This window comes from Halopseudomonas sp. L-58, from assembly GCF_056859475.1.
In genome coordinates this window covers 15,497-29,772 of record NZ_JBSXON010000035.1, presented here as the reverse complement: position 1 = coordinate 29,772, position 14,276 = coordinate 15,497, and the positions used below count along the sequence as shown (strand labels likewise).

The window sequence follows — 14,276 nt, the reverse complement described above, 5'->3', positions numbered from 1 at the left end:
CGGCGTCTGTCAATGTAGTTGGAACATGAGTCATGCTGCTTCTAGTTCACTATGCACATGGATAACGGTCGTTTCCTTCTCTGGATTCAGCCAAACGCTGCCTACGGGTTGCCAGTTTCGAGTATTGCCCGACCAGCGTGCAGGATGCTGAGCGCGAGCGAGCTGATAAAGGGCATGGCGCCGGGCAAGAATGGCGTGATCCTGGCCGGCGTGGCGCTGAGCGGGCGTGACGTAACGGATCTCGCTATGGCGATGCTGTTCGTTGTACCAATACACGAATTGCCCCACCCACTTGCGGGCGTCGGTCAGGTCGGCAAAGCCAGCCACAGGGAAGGCGGGATGGTATTTGCAGGTACGGAACAAGGATTCAGAGTAGGCGTTATCGTTCGAGACGCGGGCACGGCTGTGCGACGGTGTGACGCCGAGTTCTTCAAGCTTGGCATGGATGGTCGAACCCTTCATCGCCGAGCCGTTATCGCCGTGCAGGACCAGCGGCCGGTGACCACATTGCTCACGCAGTACCGCTCGTTGAACGACCTGCGCGCTGTTGGCCATGTTCTCGGCTTCAAAGACTTCGTGGCCCACGATCTTGCGGCTGTAGATGTCGACGATCAGGTACAGATAAAAGAACTGGCCGCGAACCCGGGTCGGCAGATAAGTCACATCCCAGCTCCACACGGCGTTGGCGTGGTCGGCACGATGGCGCCGTGGCGGGCCCTTGCGCTGGGGCGCGGCTTGGCGACCACGACGGCGCTGTTCTCCCGCCGCATGCAGGATGCGATAGAAGGTCGACTCCGAGGCAAGATACCGTTGCTCATCATCCAGCAGCCGCGCAACAATCTGCGCCGGAGGCAAGCTGGCAAACTGCGGTCGGTGGCAGACATCCAGCACCGCCTGGCGTTCTTTGTGCGTCAGGGCATGAGCCGGCCTTGGCCGTGTCGCGTGAGGCCGCTGGTCTTCACCACCTGCCGACCAACGCCGGTAGGTGTTCTGCCCGATTCCCAGCTCGCCACAGGCATGACGCAGGCGCGCACCGGCCGCTCTGGCTTGGTTGACCAACTCTACAATCCGACGGCGATCTGTGGCATTGGTCATTTTTCCTCGTCCCCCCAGATCGCCTGGACTTTTTTTCGCAGCGCCAGCAATGCTGCCGTTTCAGCCAAGGCGGCGTCCTTTCGACGCAACTCCCGCTCTAGCTCCCGTATGCGTTTGCGCTCGGCCTTGGTCGCTTCTGATTGCCGTGCGGCGGCTTGGTCAGACCGATCATTGGCCTGTTCACAACTGGCGCGCCAGCGACGAATCTGCTCAGGATATAGACCACGGCGACGGCAGTACTCGGACAGCTCTTCTTCGGTCAACGCAGCGGTTTCCAGCACCGCATTGAACTTCTGCGCCGAGCTCCAGCCTTCCGTGGTGGGGGAGGCGTTTGGAAGCAATCGGCCCGTGCTACGGGCTTGCTTTCGCCAGTTGTATATCGTGGCAGCTGAGATACCTTCCTCGCCAGCCAGATCATTGACGGTACGGTTATACGGCGCTTCCAGCTTGGCCAAGATGGCTTCGCGCCGCTCGGGGGAATACTTCATGGGAACCTTCTCTCTGCCCCAGGTTGGAGATTCAAACTCTAACATCTGTAGAGGTTCCAACTATTCTGACAGCGGGGGCGGGGCCGGCAGCGTGGTTGGAGGAACCATCGCGGCAGCCACTGCCACAGCGCTTACCAAGGCCCTTGGTTCAGCCTATATCTCGGTGCTGAATCACACCGGGTTTCATGGAGACCATTTCGTTTAAGTCAGGCGGCCATGGCCTGACCGGTGTGTTGCTGGTAGAAGTTTGCCTCAGCTTCTGCCGGCGGTATATATCCAATCGAGCTCAGTAGCCGTTGGTGGTTGTACCAGTGAACCCACTTCAAGGTGGCGATTTCGACGGCTTCGCGGCTCCGCCAGGACTGCCGGTAAATCAATTCCGCTTTGTACAAGCCATTGATGGTTTCCGCCAAGGCGTTGTCGTAGCTGTCTCCTTTGCTACCAACAGAGGGCTCTATTCCAGCCTCAGAGAGACGCTCCGTATAACGAATAGAGACGTACTGACTACCCCTATCGCTATGGTGGATCAGACTGTCCGTGTGGCTTGGCTGCCGGGCGTAGAGTGCTTGCTCCAGGGCATCGAGCACGAATTCCGTTTTCATGCTGTTGCTCACACGCCAGCCGACGATGCGTCGTGCGAAAACATCGATAACAAAAGCTACATAGAGCCAGCCCTGCCACGTTGATACGTATGTAAAGTCTGAAACCCAAAGCTGATTGGGACGGTCAGCATTGAACTGGCGCTGAACCTTGTCGAGCGGACAGACGGCTTTGCCATCAGGCACCGTGGTACGAACTACCTGGCCGCGCCGGACGCCCTGCAATCCCAAGCGGCGCATCAGCCGCGCAACGGTACAACGGGCAACGTGCACCTTGTCGCGCCTGAGTTGCTTCCAGACTTTCACGACGCCGTAGCACTGCATGTTGTCCTCCCATACACGCTTGATGTCCTCACACAGCAGATCATCCTGTTGGGCGCGAGTGCTTCGCCGCTCAGGCTGTCGAGCACGTGCTGCATGCAGGTAGTAACCGGACGGAGCGATCTGCACCACGCGGCAGATCGACTCGACCCCGTAACGGTCACGGTACTCGTCAACGAAGGCGTTCAGGGTTTGTTGCGGCGGTCGAGCTCCGCCTGGGCAAAATAAGCACTGGCCAGGCGGAGGATCTCGTTCGCTTTACGCAGCTCACGGTTCTCGCGCTCCAAGGCCTTGATACGATCCCGTTCCTCAGTCGTCTGACCGGGTCGCTGGCCGTTGTCGGTCTGGTGTTTGCGCACCCAGCCATGCAGTGTCTGCGGAACACAACCAATCTTGGGTGCAATGGATTCGATGGCTGCCCACTCGGATGGGTAGTCCTTCAAGTTCTCCAGAACCATGCGCACAGCACGTTCACGGACTTCAGGGGAGTAGCTATTGGATTTCTTCATGCCTCATTCTCTCAAGAGTTGAGGCCTCCACGAAACCCGGTGTGATTCAGTGCTGACCACGTTCATCCAGGAAAACCCTGGCAAGGATCTGGATATGTCGCTGATCGCCGCGGAGCTGAAAAAACGCATTTCTATTTGAGCCCCGCGTCGCCGTGCCATGCGGCATGGCGACACTAATATGAGACAGCATTGAAAAGGAATTACGATGACATTAGCCGCAGAAGAACAAAGTCTCTGGTTTTATGAAAAAAACGGCGCTCGAATCGGCGGGGTCAGCGAACAGGCGATCGTCGACCTGATCAGCTCGGGCAGTATTCAGCACGGAACGCTTGTCTGGTGTCAGGGACTGACCAGCTGGATCAGGGTCGAGGACAGTCAATTCGCACCTCATGTCCACCAGTTGCCCCCACCACTGACTGGCGACAGCGTGAACAACACCATCGTGTGGGTGCTTGCTTTCGCGCCAATCATTGGGCTCTTCCTGGAGGGCGTCGTGGCTATGATCGTGTACGACGGAAACGAATATCGCGCAGAACAGGCGCTGCTCGATGCCAAGTACTGGTATATCACCGTGCTCTTGAACATCGGGCTGTCGTTTCTCGATGAGTTTCGCCTGAAAAAGGCCGGACAAGACACCAGCAGCTTTAGAGGCTGGGTGTGGCTGGTTCCCGTTTACCTGTTTCAGCGCGCCAAACGGTTAAAACAGAACCAGGCGTACTTCATCACCTGGATGGCCTGCTTCGCGCTGACATTCTTCATATAAAAGCCGACCTCACGACAATCAGCAGCAGCCTTTCTGGTTGTCGTGAGCTGCTAACCAGGTTAGCTGGCATTCCGGGTAGCCTTCACTGAGCAACAGATGAATCTGAGGCTCCAAGCCCAGGCAGGCCCTAACTCGCGCTTGCAGATACGCAAGCGTAGCCATCGAACTATGCGGTGTTGTTTCAACAATCAGCTGCGGCTGCCTGACACACCAAGCTGGCTCTGCTACCAACTGCAGCATTAGTCGCTCCAGTGCCTGCACGCAATCGCGCCCGGCTGATAAGGCGGAGCGATTGACCAGTCCCTCATCCACCCAGCTCAACTCATCACTGCGATCAACGACAAGTAATGAGCACTCTCGAGCAGTGTAAAGCTTGGCAAAAAACTGCGCGGCCTCTTCCAGTGAAGGCCATTGATATTGCCTGGCACCAGAGCGTTCCAATGGAACGGACGCCCCGAGATGATGTACATGCACGACACATGCAAGCGGAAGAAGCTCCTCAACAACAGATGCGCTTTCGATTGCAGTGAGCAGAACATGCAACTCGTCGTATCGCCTACCCGTCGACCTAGATTCGACGGTACACCCGGAGAATTCATGCCGGCTTTGCTCACGCCCCTGCAACGTCATCAGATTGCAGCTATGCCAGTTCAAGCGTCGTATAAACATATCTTGGCACTGAGCATCACTCGACAGCACGCCAACAGCGACTCGAGGGGTAGTGAACAGACTGCCATCAACGCTTACGTTATCCGGCTTCATCGACGCTCTCCCCGTTAAATCACGCGCACTGGCGAGTTGATACAGCGATAGCCTGGATACTGGGCCTCGGCGGTGATCTTTGCCATCTGGGCGTTAACTGCCTGAACCTGAAAACTGAAGTTGGCGGCGGGGCCAGCGTTGGCCTGCACCCGCTGCATAAAGACTTTGTATCTGTTCATGAGAGGAACCTGAGTTATTGGCAACTCAGAAAGAGTACGGCTATCAAGCGACATATTTTGTCGCAACTACAATTGAGCCGCTTCAGAGCGGCCATTTGTGAAGAGCTGGAGAGCTGGAGAGCATCACTCCTCAAACCGGCGTTCTTGTTTCTGTCTTTCCCGGGACTCCGTGAAGAACCAATTTTTTGATGCCAGAAAGTGGGCAATTCACATGACAAAACCGTCAAGAAGCTGATCAAAGAAAACCGTCGGTCCGGCATGCTGAAGGTGACTGACTGTATCTTTTGAAGAGTGCAAGACGGCACATGCCAAGCTCGGTGGGTGGCTGGCTCCTTTGGTTAATGGCGATGAGAAAAATCAGATTGTCGATTTTGACGCGGTTTGAAAATCATAATTTTCACGGCATTAATTGGCGTAAATTAACAAATACACAAACTTCCAGAAGCAGATCGGTTTGATAAATTCCTAAATCACGCCAATAATTGACGTATATTTTATTTTTTACAAACCACCCTGAGGCTAGCCATGCTCAATACTGAAGCCAGACAGCAGCTGCAGAAGGTGCTGCCCTTGGATATGGTAGCCACCAAATCATGGCTGGAAGCACAAGGGTTCAATCTGCACTTTCTGGATAATGCGGTGCGCAATCAGACCCTTATCCCTCTAGTATCCGGTGTTTACGCCAGGCAGGAAGCGAGGCTCTCCTGGAAAGGAATCGTTGCCTCCTTGCAGCGCATGTCCGATGTGCCTGTCCATGTCGGAGGTTTAACCGCGTTAGAGTTAGAAGGTCTTGGCCATTACCTGTCCAAAGGAAGCAAGCCAAGGGTCCAGCTCTATTCCGATGTAGCGCTCCCCAGATGGCTCAGCCGAATCGATGCCTCGGCACAGTTTGAGTGGCACGGTACGCGCCGCCTTTGGCCTGAGACGTTGATGCAAGACGATACATATCTCCGGCAAGACAACTGGCAGGCATCATGCCACCCACTCCAGTATTCCTGTCCAGAAAAAGCCATCCTTGAGCTCTTGGCAGCGGTGCCCAACAGCATCAGCTTTGAACATGCCGACCAGCTTATGCAGGGGTTGCACAACCTATCGCCTCGCAAGCTCGACGCCTTGCTGAAAACCTGTTGCAGTATCAAGGTGAAACGGCTCTTCCTCTGGCTGGCAGGAAGACACCAACACACCTGGCTCAAGCACCTGACACCGGATCAATATGCGCTGGGCACCGGTAAGCGATTACTCGCCAAGGACGGCAGGCTGGAATCAACCTGGCAGATCACGGTACCAAGGGAGATGTAAAGAACATGGACAGACAAAGCCACTACTACCGACAGGTCCAGCTCTTGCTGCGGCTCATTCCCTTCGTTGCCCGGCACGACTGCTTCGCCCTTAAAGGTGGAACGGCTATCAATCTGTTCGTTCGTGACTTTCCCCGACTATCGGTCGATATCGATCTGGTTTTCCTACCCATGATGGAACGGCATGAGGCCCTTCAGACCATTAAGGACCATCTGGAAACACTGGCCACCACCATCATGGCCAGTATCGACAATACTCGGGTTATCCGCTCGTTCCAGGATAAAACGGATGCCCTGCGGCTACTGGTGGAGCGAGATGGCGTTCAAATCAAAATAGAGCTCTCCCCCGTACTGCGCGGCACGGTTTACGAGCCCCTGGCCATCCCGGTCAGTGAAGCCGTCGAAGAGGAGTTTGGCTTTGCCGAGATGGCCGTGGTGAGCTTCGCGGATTTGTATGCTGGCAAAATTTGCGCAGCGCTGGATCGCCAACACCCGCGAGATCTTTTCGACATCAAGCAGTTGCTCGATAACGAAGGGCTCACCGTCGACCTTCGCAAAGCACTGCTGGTGTACATCATTAGTCACCCACGGCCAATTGCCGAACTGCTCAGGCCGCACTTCAAAGACATTTCCGCTGTCTATGAAGGGGAGTTTCGCAACATGGCCGATCAGGACATTCCTCAGGCGGAACTAGAGGCGGCACGGGAACAGCTGGTGAGACTCATCCATACCTCGCTGACACCACAGGAGCGGGCGTTTCTATTGTCATTCAAAAATCGTACACCTGATTGGTCACTCCTTGAGCTCTCCGGTATCGACCGGTTACCTGCCGTCCGGTGGAAACTGCAAAACCTGACCAAGATGCCCTCCGAAAAGCATGTAGAAGCTTACGTCCGGCTTGAAAAAATCCTGAAGATATAAAAATCCCCAGCACACCATGGGTCAGGGATCTGACCTTGCTCAAGTGGCCTTTCGCTGTTCAACCCACCACAACAGATCCGAAAGTCGCCACGCCACACAGTGAGCGCTCACCTTGACCCGCTTGAGCACCAGCCCTTGTCGCTCCATGGTCCACCACTGCGTACAACTGCCGCCGGCAATCCCCCTGCGCTAATGCTCTCTGACCAGTCGTTCAAACTGGCCAGACTGGCTGAGTACTTGAGCACGGACATCTTCATGTGGGCAGTACGAAGGTTTGTTCATTCTTGTGCATATTCCGGCCCATAGTGACCGCCGGTTCCGTTTGAACGTGACCGATATTGGGTGATTGCCCGAAATCGTTGGTCACGTCCCCCCCTTAATCACTGCCAGCACACTGGATTTCTTCAACTTAATCGCGCATACCGCCTACTTTTCGACGAGGAAGGGCGAATGCCGGCTGCGAGGATTTCCATGCGACAGATCACCGAGGTCTTGCGCCTCCAATACGAAGTCGGTCTAGGTCACGGGTGCATCGCCCGTGCCTGCGGCCTCTCCAAGAGAGTGGTTGGCAAGTACGTCAGTACTAGCACAGGGCCTGGGCGTTACCTGGCCACTACCGAAGGGTCTGGACGAGGTTCAGCTCTCCGCGCTGCTGTTCCCGGCCAAGGCGCCACCGTCACGCTTCGCCGAGCCCGATTACTTCCAGGTTTATCAAGATAAAAGCGTCACCTTGCAACTGCTCTGGGCCGGGTACGTAGAACGCCATGGCGGCCTGACTAAAATGAAATGGTCTCCATGAAACCCGGTGCGATTCATTCTGGTCACAAGGGCACGCCTAGAAAAAACAGCGTCGTTTTCTTGTTTGGATGAATTCCATACCCTAGAACGACCTCCTCTGCACGAGGAAACGCCGCCTCCACCACATCCAAAATACGAGTAAAACTGGACATGTGAATCAACTCTGAGCCACCAATCATATGGCACAACAACGGACGCAATCGGAGTAGCCGAAGCTGCAAGAGTAGTTCCTGCTCCGTACCCTCACAATCGACCCACGCAGCAGTAACCGCCCTGCCACCACTTGCATTCAGCGCGGACACGAGATCAGCAAAGTCGGTACAAACGGGGCCGGAGTAGCGAACTATATCGATCACCGACGCCATGACCTGTTCAGCCCATACGCCGAAGAGTCCCTGCGTAGTTCCCGATGGCGCAATTAACTGAAAACAGTTCTCAGGGAGATCGCGCAGTGGATCAGCGCGATCCACAAATAGAGTCAAGGTGCTACTCACCTCAGGAACGTAGCCTGCAGGCGCAGCGAGAACAAACTCTAGATCGTAGGGCCGACGATTTTCAGGAAGAGGTACACTCGGGCCCCTATCTCCTCCCTGATCAATTGAGTCTGAGTACAGCAACAAAGACACGCCTTCCAGTTAGTTCTCGCAGCCAACGGTGAACGGCTCATGTTCCATGACGCACTCGCAAACAGAGAAAGTCGCCATATTATTTCCTGCCATAGCGACACAATGTATCGCAGCTATCCACCATACTCATGGCTCCCACTCGGAGAGCGAACAATGCTTGATGCGCATACAGCCGACCTGCTCTGCACCCTCCTCCCCTTGGAGGCAGACATTGTTCCCCTGATAGAGGGTTCACCACGCAGCTTGTATGTGTCCGCTGGCACACCATCAATACGTCGACACCCTCACGACCAACACTGCAGCGTGCCTGATTTAACCATCGATTTGCAGATACGCCGCTGCCTGGACATTGCCGAGATCAGCGAGCTGTACGCGAGACTGCGCGGACAGGCGCTGAAGCTGGATGTTGCGGCGCTGAATGATCTGGGATGGATGTGGATGACAGGGACACACCTGCAAACCAATCAAACTCAAGCAGTCTCGTTGCTAACGCTTGCCGAAGCTCATGGCTCGGGTGAAGCCGCCTTCAACCTTGCTGAACGAGCCTATTACGGCAAGGGTTGTGCAGTTGATTTGCCACAGGCGGTTGAGCGCTATACCAACATCGCAGTCAGCTGCACCATCGTCGCGTTGAAAGCCGCTGCTGCCCAGGCCCTCGCCAGGATGTACGCCGATGGAGAAGTAGATGGCGAAGCTGACCCGGAATCAGCCATCCTCTGGTACCAGCACGCCATCAATCTCGGTGACAAAACTGCGGTCATTGAGCAGAGCAAGCTCAAGCTTGATGTTTACTCCCCCTGCGAAGACACGGCTGCCGCCGTCATTCAGCTGCAGAACGCAGCACTTGAAGGATTGGTTGAGGCCAGTCATTTCTTGGCGGACCTCTATGCTGGTCAAATACCGTATACCGACTATCCTTCGGACCCTGACAAACGCATGCAACGGTTCTGGAGAGAGCTTGCCCTTGAACAGGAAGCGGCAAAAGCACGGAAGTCCCTGACGCTCCCGAGTGATTGACGTTCCAAAACCCATTGAGAGTCTGAGATCGGCTTTCCACCCGTTAGCCAGCATCTCGGTTTTTTGATCAACACAGCCAAGGATGACTATCTAGACATGGACTATCAGAATCTCCTGAACGCCGTTATCGACTCGGTAATACGCGCTGGCGAACGTCTGATCGCCGAATGGCAGCGTCCCGATGGGCCACGCGGCTACCTCGACAAGGCAGACGTGGACACCGAAATTGAGCTGGAGCTGCGCCCTGTTCTGCTGGAGCTTCTCGACTGCGATTTTTGGGGCGAAGAAACCGGTGCCTCCCTGAGCGGCGACCAGCACTGCTGGGCTGTTGACCCCAATGACGGTACCGCAGATTTTCTGAAAGGGCTCAAAGGCTCAGCAATCTCGGTAGGCTTGCTGCGCGACGGCCAGCCCGTTCTGGGCGTCGTTTATGCACCCGTAACACCTTCGCGTGGTCCAGATTGCATCGCCTGGGCCGAAGGCATAGAGCATATCTACCGCAATGGTGAGTACCTTACTCCATCGCTACACAATGCCAGCCTTTCACCTGAGTCAAAGGTCTTGGTCAGCGCTGCAGCGCGCAGAAAGCCGGCTATCAATGCAGACCTCTGCGCACCGGCGCAACCGCTACCCACGACCAGCATCGCCTACAGGCTGGCAGCCGTCGCTGCAGGTGAAGGCGTTGCAGGCGTATCCCTGGTGACTACATCAGCACACGACGTGGTTGCTGGCCACGCCATCCTCATAGGAGCGGGAGGCGTACTGTTGGATCAATCCGGAATGGAAATCAGCTATGCCAGCCGCGCGGATCTTGCGGTGACATCGACCCGTTGTTTTGGGGGTGCAAAGACAGCATGCCAGGAGCTCGCCAGACGAGACTGGGACAGGGTATTCCGATAAGAGCTTGAGCGAAGGCGCTGTAAACCAGTGCCGACTCAACCGAGTTCTGCTCAGCGCTGACGTGGGCCGAGCGTCCTGACGAACGGCACTGCCGCGTACAAAGCAGAACTGATCAAGTAGATTTAACAGTGGACCATTTAGGTATCATTTCGTGTATCAAAATCAAAAACGTCGAAACACGAAAAACGTAACCTATTGATTTAATTGGTGCGCGAGCCCGGATTCGAACCGGGGACCTACCGCTTAGGAGGCGGTTGCTCTATCCAACTGAGCTACAAGCGCAAATACGTCGCAGGTGATGTCACAACCTGTTGAATTTAATCGAGAGTTCGAGATATTACCTGAAGCATACCGGGCATTTCCAGCGCAACGCTGGCAAAACCGAAGCAATAGCATAGTGCCATTCGTCGTAAACCCGTCACATTTGATAGACATTTTTTTGTCACCCTATAGCCTGAAACGCAAAAAAAAGGTCTACTAGGGCACCAATAGAAAAAATGTTGTCTATAACGATTGTATTCGGACAACCCATGGCCCTGGCCGCGCTTATCCGCATTAATCTGCGGCACTTGGCCAGCATCGATTTTTTCAGACAAGCGATTATCATTGCCCTATGACAACAGCTACCCAACAGTACACCAGCCGAACCGCCGACAAGTTCGTGGTTCGTCTACCCCAGGGAATGCGTGACCGCATTGCAGATGTCGCCAAGCAACATCACCGCAGCATGAACTCGGAGATCATTGCGCGACTGGAACACAGCCTGCTGGATCTGCCGACGCTCCCTGAACAAAACCAGCCCTCGCGCAAGGTGCTCAACGCACAGGATACGGAAGGCCTCAGCCAGCACGAACGCGAGCTGCTGACGCACTTCCGAGACATGAGCCGACGCCAGCAAAACGCCTTGCTGGCGCTGTTGGCCAACGAACAGGCCTGATTACAGTCCTGGCCTCTGCGCACGTCTGATTCAGCGCAGCAAGCGCCAACAAAAAACCCGCTCAATGAGCGGGTTTTTTGTTTCCAGCCAAAGCAGCGATCAGCCAACAAAGTTGAGCAGAATACCTGCCGCAACCGCAGAGCCGATTACACCCGCCAGGTTCGGCCCCATCGCATGCATCAACAGGAAGTTCTGCGGATTGGTCTCCAGACCTACCTTGTTGGATACACGGGCAGCCATTGGCACCGCAGACACACCGGCAGAACCGATCAGCGGGTTGATCGGATTCTTGCTGAACAGGTTCAGCAGCTTGGCCATCAACACGCCAGCCGCAGTGCCCGCACAGAACGCGACCATACCCAGCACCAGAATGCCAAGGGTCTTGAGCTGCAGGAAGGACTCCGCAGACAGCTTGGAGCCAACGGCCAGACCCAAGGCGATGGTAACGATGTTGATCAGCGCATTACGGCTGGTATCCGCCAGGCGCTCGACCACACCACACTCTCGCATCAGGTTACCAAAGCACAGCATGCCTACCAGCGGCGCTGCATCGGGCAGCAGCAGGGCAACCAGCATCAGCAGCAACAGCGGGAAGATGATCTTCTCGGCCTTGCTCACCACGCGCAGCTGGGTCATCACAATGCCACGCTCTTTCTGGCTGGTCAGCGCGCGCATGATCGGGGGTTGCAGCAGCGGGACCAGCGCCATGTAAGAGTAGGCAGCAACCGCAATCGGGCCCAGGAGATCTGGCGCGAGCTTCGAGGTCACGAAGATCGAGGTCGGACCGTCCGCACCACCGATGATAGCGATGGATGCGGCTTCCTTCATGGTGAACTCGAAGCCGGGAATCCCTGCAGCAGTCAGTGCCAGCGCACCCAGCAAGGTGCCGAAGATCCCGAACTGCGCAGCGGCACCGAGCAGCAGCGTGCGCGGATTGGCCAGCATCGGACCGAAGTCGGTCATTGCACCTACACCCATGAAGATCAGCAGCGGGAACACGCTGGTCGGCAGACCGACTTCATAGATCATGTGCAAGATGCCCGAACCTTCGGCCATGTTGGCGACCGGCAGGTTGGCCAGGATGCCGCCAAAGCCGATCGGAATCAGCAGCAGCGGCTCAAAACCCTTGCGGATGGCAAGATAGATCAGACCAAAGCACACCACGATCATCACTGCCTGACCCCAGGCCATGTGATAGATACCCGTGGTCTGCCACAGTTGGAGGAGCTTATCCATTAATCTCCCCCTTAACCGATGGTCAGCAGCGTGTCGCCGACGGCTACTGCGTCGCCAACCTTGACGTTAACGGAGACCACACTGCCGCCGCGAACGGCGCGCACTTCGGTTTCCATCTTCATCGCTTCCAGGATCATCACAACGTCACCCTCTTCGATCTGATCGCCCGGAGCAACCAGCACCTTGAAGATGTTTCCGGACAGCGGCGCACCCTGCGGCTCGCCGTCGCCGGCGGGTGCAGCAGCAGTAGCAGCGGCAGGAGCAGCTGCATCGCCCAGCGGCTTGATACCGGAAATATCGCCACCCTCGGTGACCTGGACAACATATTCCTTGCCATTGACGCTAACGGTGTAGGCCTCAGGAACCGCCGACTTGGCGCCTGCCGGCAGCTCGTTACCGGTCGGTACCGGCTCGAATGCATCCGGGTTACCGCGGTTTTCCAGGAACTTGAGACCAATCTGCGGGAACAGGGCGTAGGTCAGAACGTCGTCGATTTCATTTTCGGCAAGCTTAATCCCCTTCTCGCTGGCCAGGCCCTTGAGCTCGGCAGTCAGCTTGTCCATTTCCGCTTCCAGCAGGTCTGCCGGACGGCAGGTGATGGCTTCGGCACCATCAAGAACGCGAGCCTGCAGCTCGGCATTGAACGGCGCCGGCGCTGCACCGTACTCGCCCTTGAGCACGCCTGCGGTTTCCTTGGTGATGGACTTGTAACGCTCGCCGGTCAGAACGTTGATGACCGCCTGAGTGCCAACAATCTGTGAGGTCGGTGTTACCAGCGGGATGAAGCCCAGGTCTTCGCGCACGCGCGGAATCTCGGCCAGAACAGCGTCAAACTTGTCGCTGGCGCCCTGTTCCTTCAGCTGGTTTTCCATGTTGGTCAGCATGCCGCCCGGCACCTGAGCAACCAGAATGCGGGAGTCTACGCCCTTCAGGTTGCCTTCAAACTTGGCGTACTTCTTCCGCACTTCACGGAAATAGGCGGCCACTTCTTCCAGCAGCTCCAGGTTCAGACCGGTATCACGCTCGGTATTCTGGAAAATTGCGACCACAGACTCGGTCGGCGAATGGCCGTAGGTCATGGACATCGAGGAGATAGCAGAGTCGACGTTATCAATACCCGCCTCGGCTGCTTTCATGATCGCTGCAGTCGACAGACCGGCAGTGGCGTGGCACTGCATATGCACCGGGATACTCAGGGTCGACTTGAGCTGGCTGACCAGGTCAAAGGCAACATAAGGGTTCAGAATGCCGGCCATATCCTTGATGGCAATGGAGTCGGCGCCCATATCTTCGATCTGCTTGGCCAGGTCCACCCACATCTGCAGGGTATGCACCGGGCTGGTGGTGTAGGAGATGGTACCTTGCGCGTGCTTGCCCTGCTTCTTGACGGCCTTGAGCGCCGTCTCCAGGTTACGCGGATCGTTCATCGCGTCGAATACACGGAACACGTCGACGCCGTTGACGGCCGCACGCTCAACAAACTTCTCGACTACGTCGTCAGCGTAATGGCGGTAGCCCAGCAGGTTCTGACCGCGCAGCAGCATTTGTTGACGGGTATTGGGCATGGCCTTTTTCAGGGCGCGAATACGCTCCCACGGATCTTCGCCCAGATAACGGATACAGGCATCGAAGGTCGCGCCGCCCCAGGATTCAACGGACCAGAAGCCTACCTGGTCGAGCTTGCCAGCGATGGGCAGCATGTCATCAAGGCGCATGCGGGTCGCCAGGATGGATTGGTGTGCATCACGCAGGATGACATCAGTAATGCCCAAAGGCTTTTTGGTATCGGTCATAGTGTCATGGCCTTTATTTGATTTTTAATGGTGA

General features: G+C 56.1%; 13 protein-coding genes, 1 tRNA gene, 1 pseudogene and 1 other annotated feature. Of the genes and pseudogenes, 7 read left to right on the top strand and 8 right to left on the bottom strand.

Going from position 1 to position 14,276, the window contains the following annotated elements:
• Positions 1-30 precede the first annotated feature (30 nt).
• Positions 31-1,583 (bottom strand): annotated as a pseudogene (locus tag AC13EY_RS03180) (IS3 family transposase).
• A gap of 206 nt (positions 1,584-1,789) precedes the next feature.
• A protein-coding gene (locus AC13EY_RS03175) for an IS3 family transposase (protein WP_482877569.1) occupies positions 1,790-3,012 on the bottom strand; the annotation gives its coding sequence in 2 pieces (ribosomal slippage) (positions 1,790-2,727 and positions 2,727-3,012; 1,224 coding nt in all).
• Positions 2,618-2,734, bottom strand: a sequence feature (AL1L pseudoknot). Its footprint overlaps the gene before it by 117 nt.
• 205 nt (positions 3,013-3,217) lie before the next feature.
• Here AC13EY_RS03175 and AC13EY_RS03170 point away from each other — a divergent pair.
• Positions 3,218-3,775 (top strand): DUF4339 domain-containing protein, encoded by a 558-nt coding sequence (locus tag AC13EY_RS03170; protein ID WP_482877570.1) that lies wholly within the window; start codon positions 3,218-3,220, stop codon positions 3,773-3,775.
• Positions 3,776-3,793: 18 nt separating this feature from the next.
• On the opposite strand, the gene AC13EY_RS03165 is transcribed toward AC13EY_RS03170, so the two are convergent.
• Together AC13EY_RS03165 and AC13EY_RS03160 are read right to left on the bottom strand one after the other, a co-directional pair.
• Positions 3,794-4,537, bottom strand: coding sequence for a hypothetical protein (locus AC13EY_RS03165; protein WP_335599928.1), 744 nt, complete (start codon positions 4,535-4,537; stop codon positions 3,794-3,796).
• 14 nt (positions 4,538-4,551) lie between these two features.
• On the bottom strand, positions 4,552-4,716 hold the full coding sequence (locus AC13EY_RS03160) for a hypothetical protein (RefSeq protein WP_335599927.1): 165 nt from the start codon (positions 4,714-4,716) through the stop codon (positions 4,552-4,554).
• Between the two features lie 525 nt (positions 4,717-5,241).
• On the opposite strand from AC13EY_RS03160, the gene AC13EY_RS03155 reads away from it, so the two are divergent.
• The 3 genes from AC13EY_RS03155 to AC13EY_RS03145 all read left to right on the top strand — a co-directional run bounded on the left by AC13EY_RS03155 (position 5,242) and on the right by AC13EY_RS03145 (position 7,734).
• The gene (locus AC13EY_RS03155) at positions 5,242-6,015 is read left to right on the top strand and encodes a type IV toxin-antitoxin system AbiEi family antitoxin domain-containing protein (RefSeq protein ID WP_482877572.1); all 774 of its coding nucleotides are present in this window, start codon (positions 5,242-5,244) and stop codon (positions 6,013-6,015) included.
• Positions 6,016-6,020: 5 nt separating this feature from the next.
• Positions 6,021-6,935 carry a nucleotidyl transferase AbiEii/AbiGii toxin family protein gene (locus AC13EY_RS03150; RefSeq protein ID WP_482877574.1) on the top strand — a complete coding sequence of 305 codons (915 nt, stop codon included), beginning with the start codon at positions 6,021-6,023 and terminating at the stop codon, positions 6,933-6,935.
• A gap of 565 nt (positions 6,936-7,500) precedes the next feature.
• Positions 7,501-7,734 carry a hypothetical protein gene (locus tag AC13EY_RS03145; RefSeq protein ID WP_335599924.1) on the top strand — a complete coding sequence of 78 codons (234 nt, stop codon included), beginning with the start codon at positions 7,501-7,503 and terminating at the stop codon, positions 7,732-7,734.
• Positions 7,735-7,756: 22 nt separating this feature from the next.
• Here the strand turns inward: AC13EY_RS03145 and AC13EY_RS03140 are convergent, their stop codons facing one another.
• Entirely contained in the window at positions 7,757-8,215 is a 459-nt protein-coding gene (locus tag AC13EY_RS03140) for a hypothetical protein (RefSeq protein WP_482877576.1), read from the bottom strand.
• A gap of 297 nt (positions 8,216-8,512) precedes the next feature.
• Between AC13EY_RS03140 and AC13EY_RS03135 the strand changes: the two genes are divergently transcribed.
• Complete coding sequence (locus AC13EY_RS03135; protein ID WP_482877578.1) at positions 8,513-9,376, top strand: tetratricopeptide repeat protein; 864 nt, start codon at positions 8,513-8,515, stop codon at positions 9,374-9,376.
• A 96-nt stretch (positions 9,377-9,472) separates the two neighbouring features.
• Positions 9,473-10,276: an inositol monophosphatase family protein gene (locus AC13EY_RS03130; protein ID WP_482877580.1), complete on the top strand. Its 804-nt coding sequence runs from the start codon at positions 9,473-9,475 to the stop codon at positions 10,274-10,276.
• Positions 10,277-10,481: 205 nt separating this feature from the next.
• Here AC13EY_RS03130 and AC13EY_RS03125 read toward each other — a convergent pair.
• A tRNA-Arg gene (locus AC13EY_RS03125) sits at positions 10,482-10,558 on the bottom strand.
• Positions 10,559-10,889: 331 nt separating this feature from the next.
• Between AC13EY_RS03125 and AC13EY_RS03120 the strand changes: the two genes are divergently transcribed.
• Positions 10,890-11,213 carry an Arc family DNA-binding protein gene (locus AC13EY_RS03120; RefSeq protein ID WP_482877581.1) on the top strand — a complete coding sequence of 108 codons (324 nt, stop codon included), beginning with the start codon at positions 10,890-10,892 and terminating at the stop codon, positions 11,211-11,213.
• 99 nt (positions 11,214-11,312) lie between these two features.
• Here AC13EY_RS03120 and AC13EY_RS03115 read toward each other — a convergent pair whose 3' ends face one another.
• Together AC13EY_RS03115 and oadA are read right to left on the bottom strand one after the other, a co-directional pair.
• Positions 11,313-12,449 (bottom strand): sodium ion-translocating decarboxylase subunit beta, encoded by a 1,137-nt coding sequence (locus AC13EY_RS03115; RefSeq protein WP_228247281.1) that lies wholly within the window; start codon positions 12,447-12,449, stop codon positions 11,313-11,315.
• A gap of 11 nt (positions 12,450-12,460) precedes the next feature.
• Positions 12,461-14,242, bottom strand: a complete 1,782-nt coding sequence (oadA, locus tag AC13EY_RS03110) for a sodium-extruding oxaloacetate decarboxylase subunit alpha (RefSeq protein ID WP_285677952.1) — start codon at positions 14,240-14,242, stop codon at positions 12,461-12,463.
• Positions 14,243-14,276: the final 34 nt, after the last annotated feature.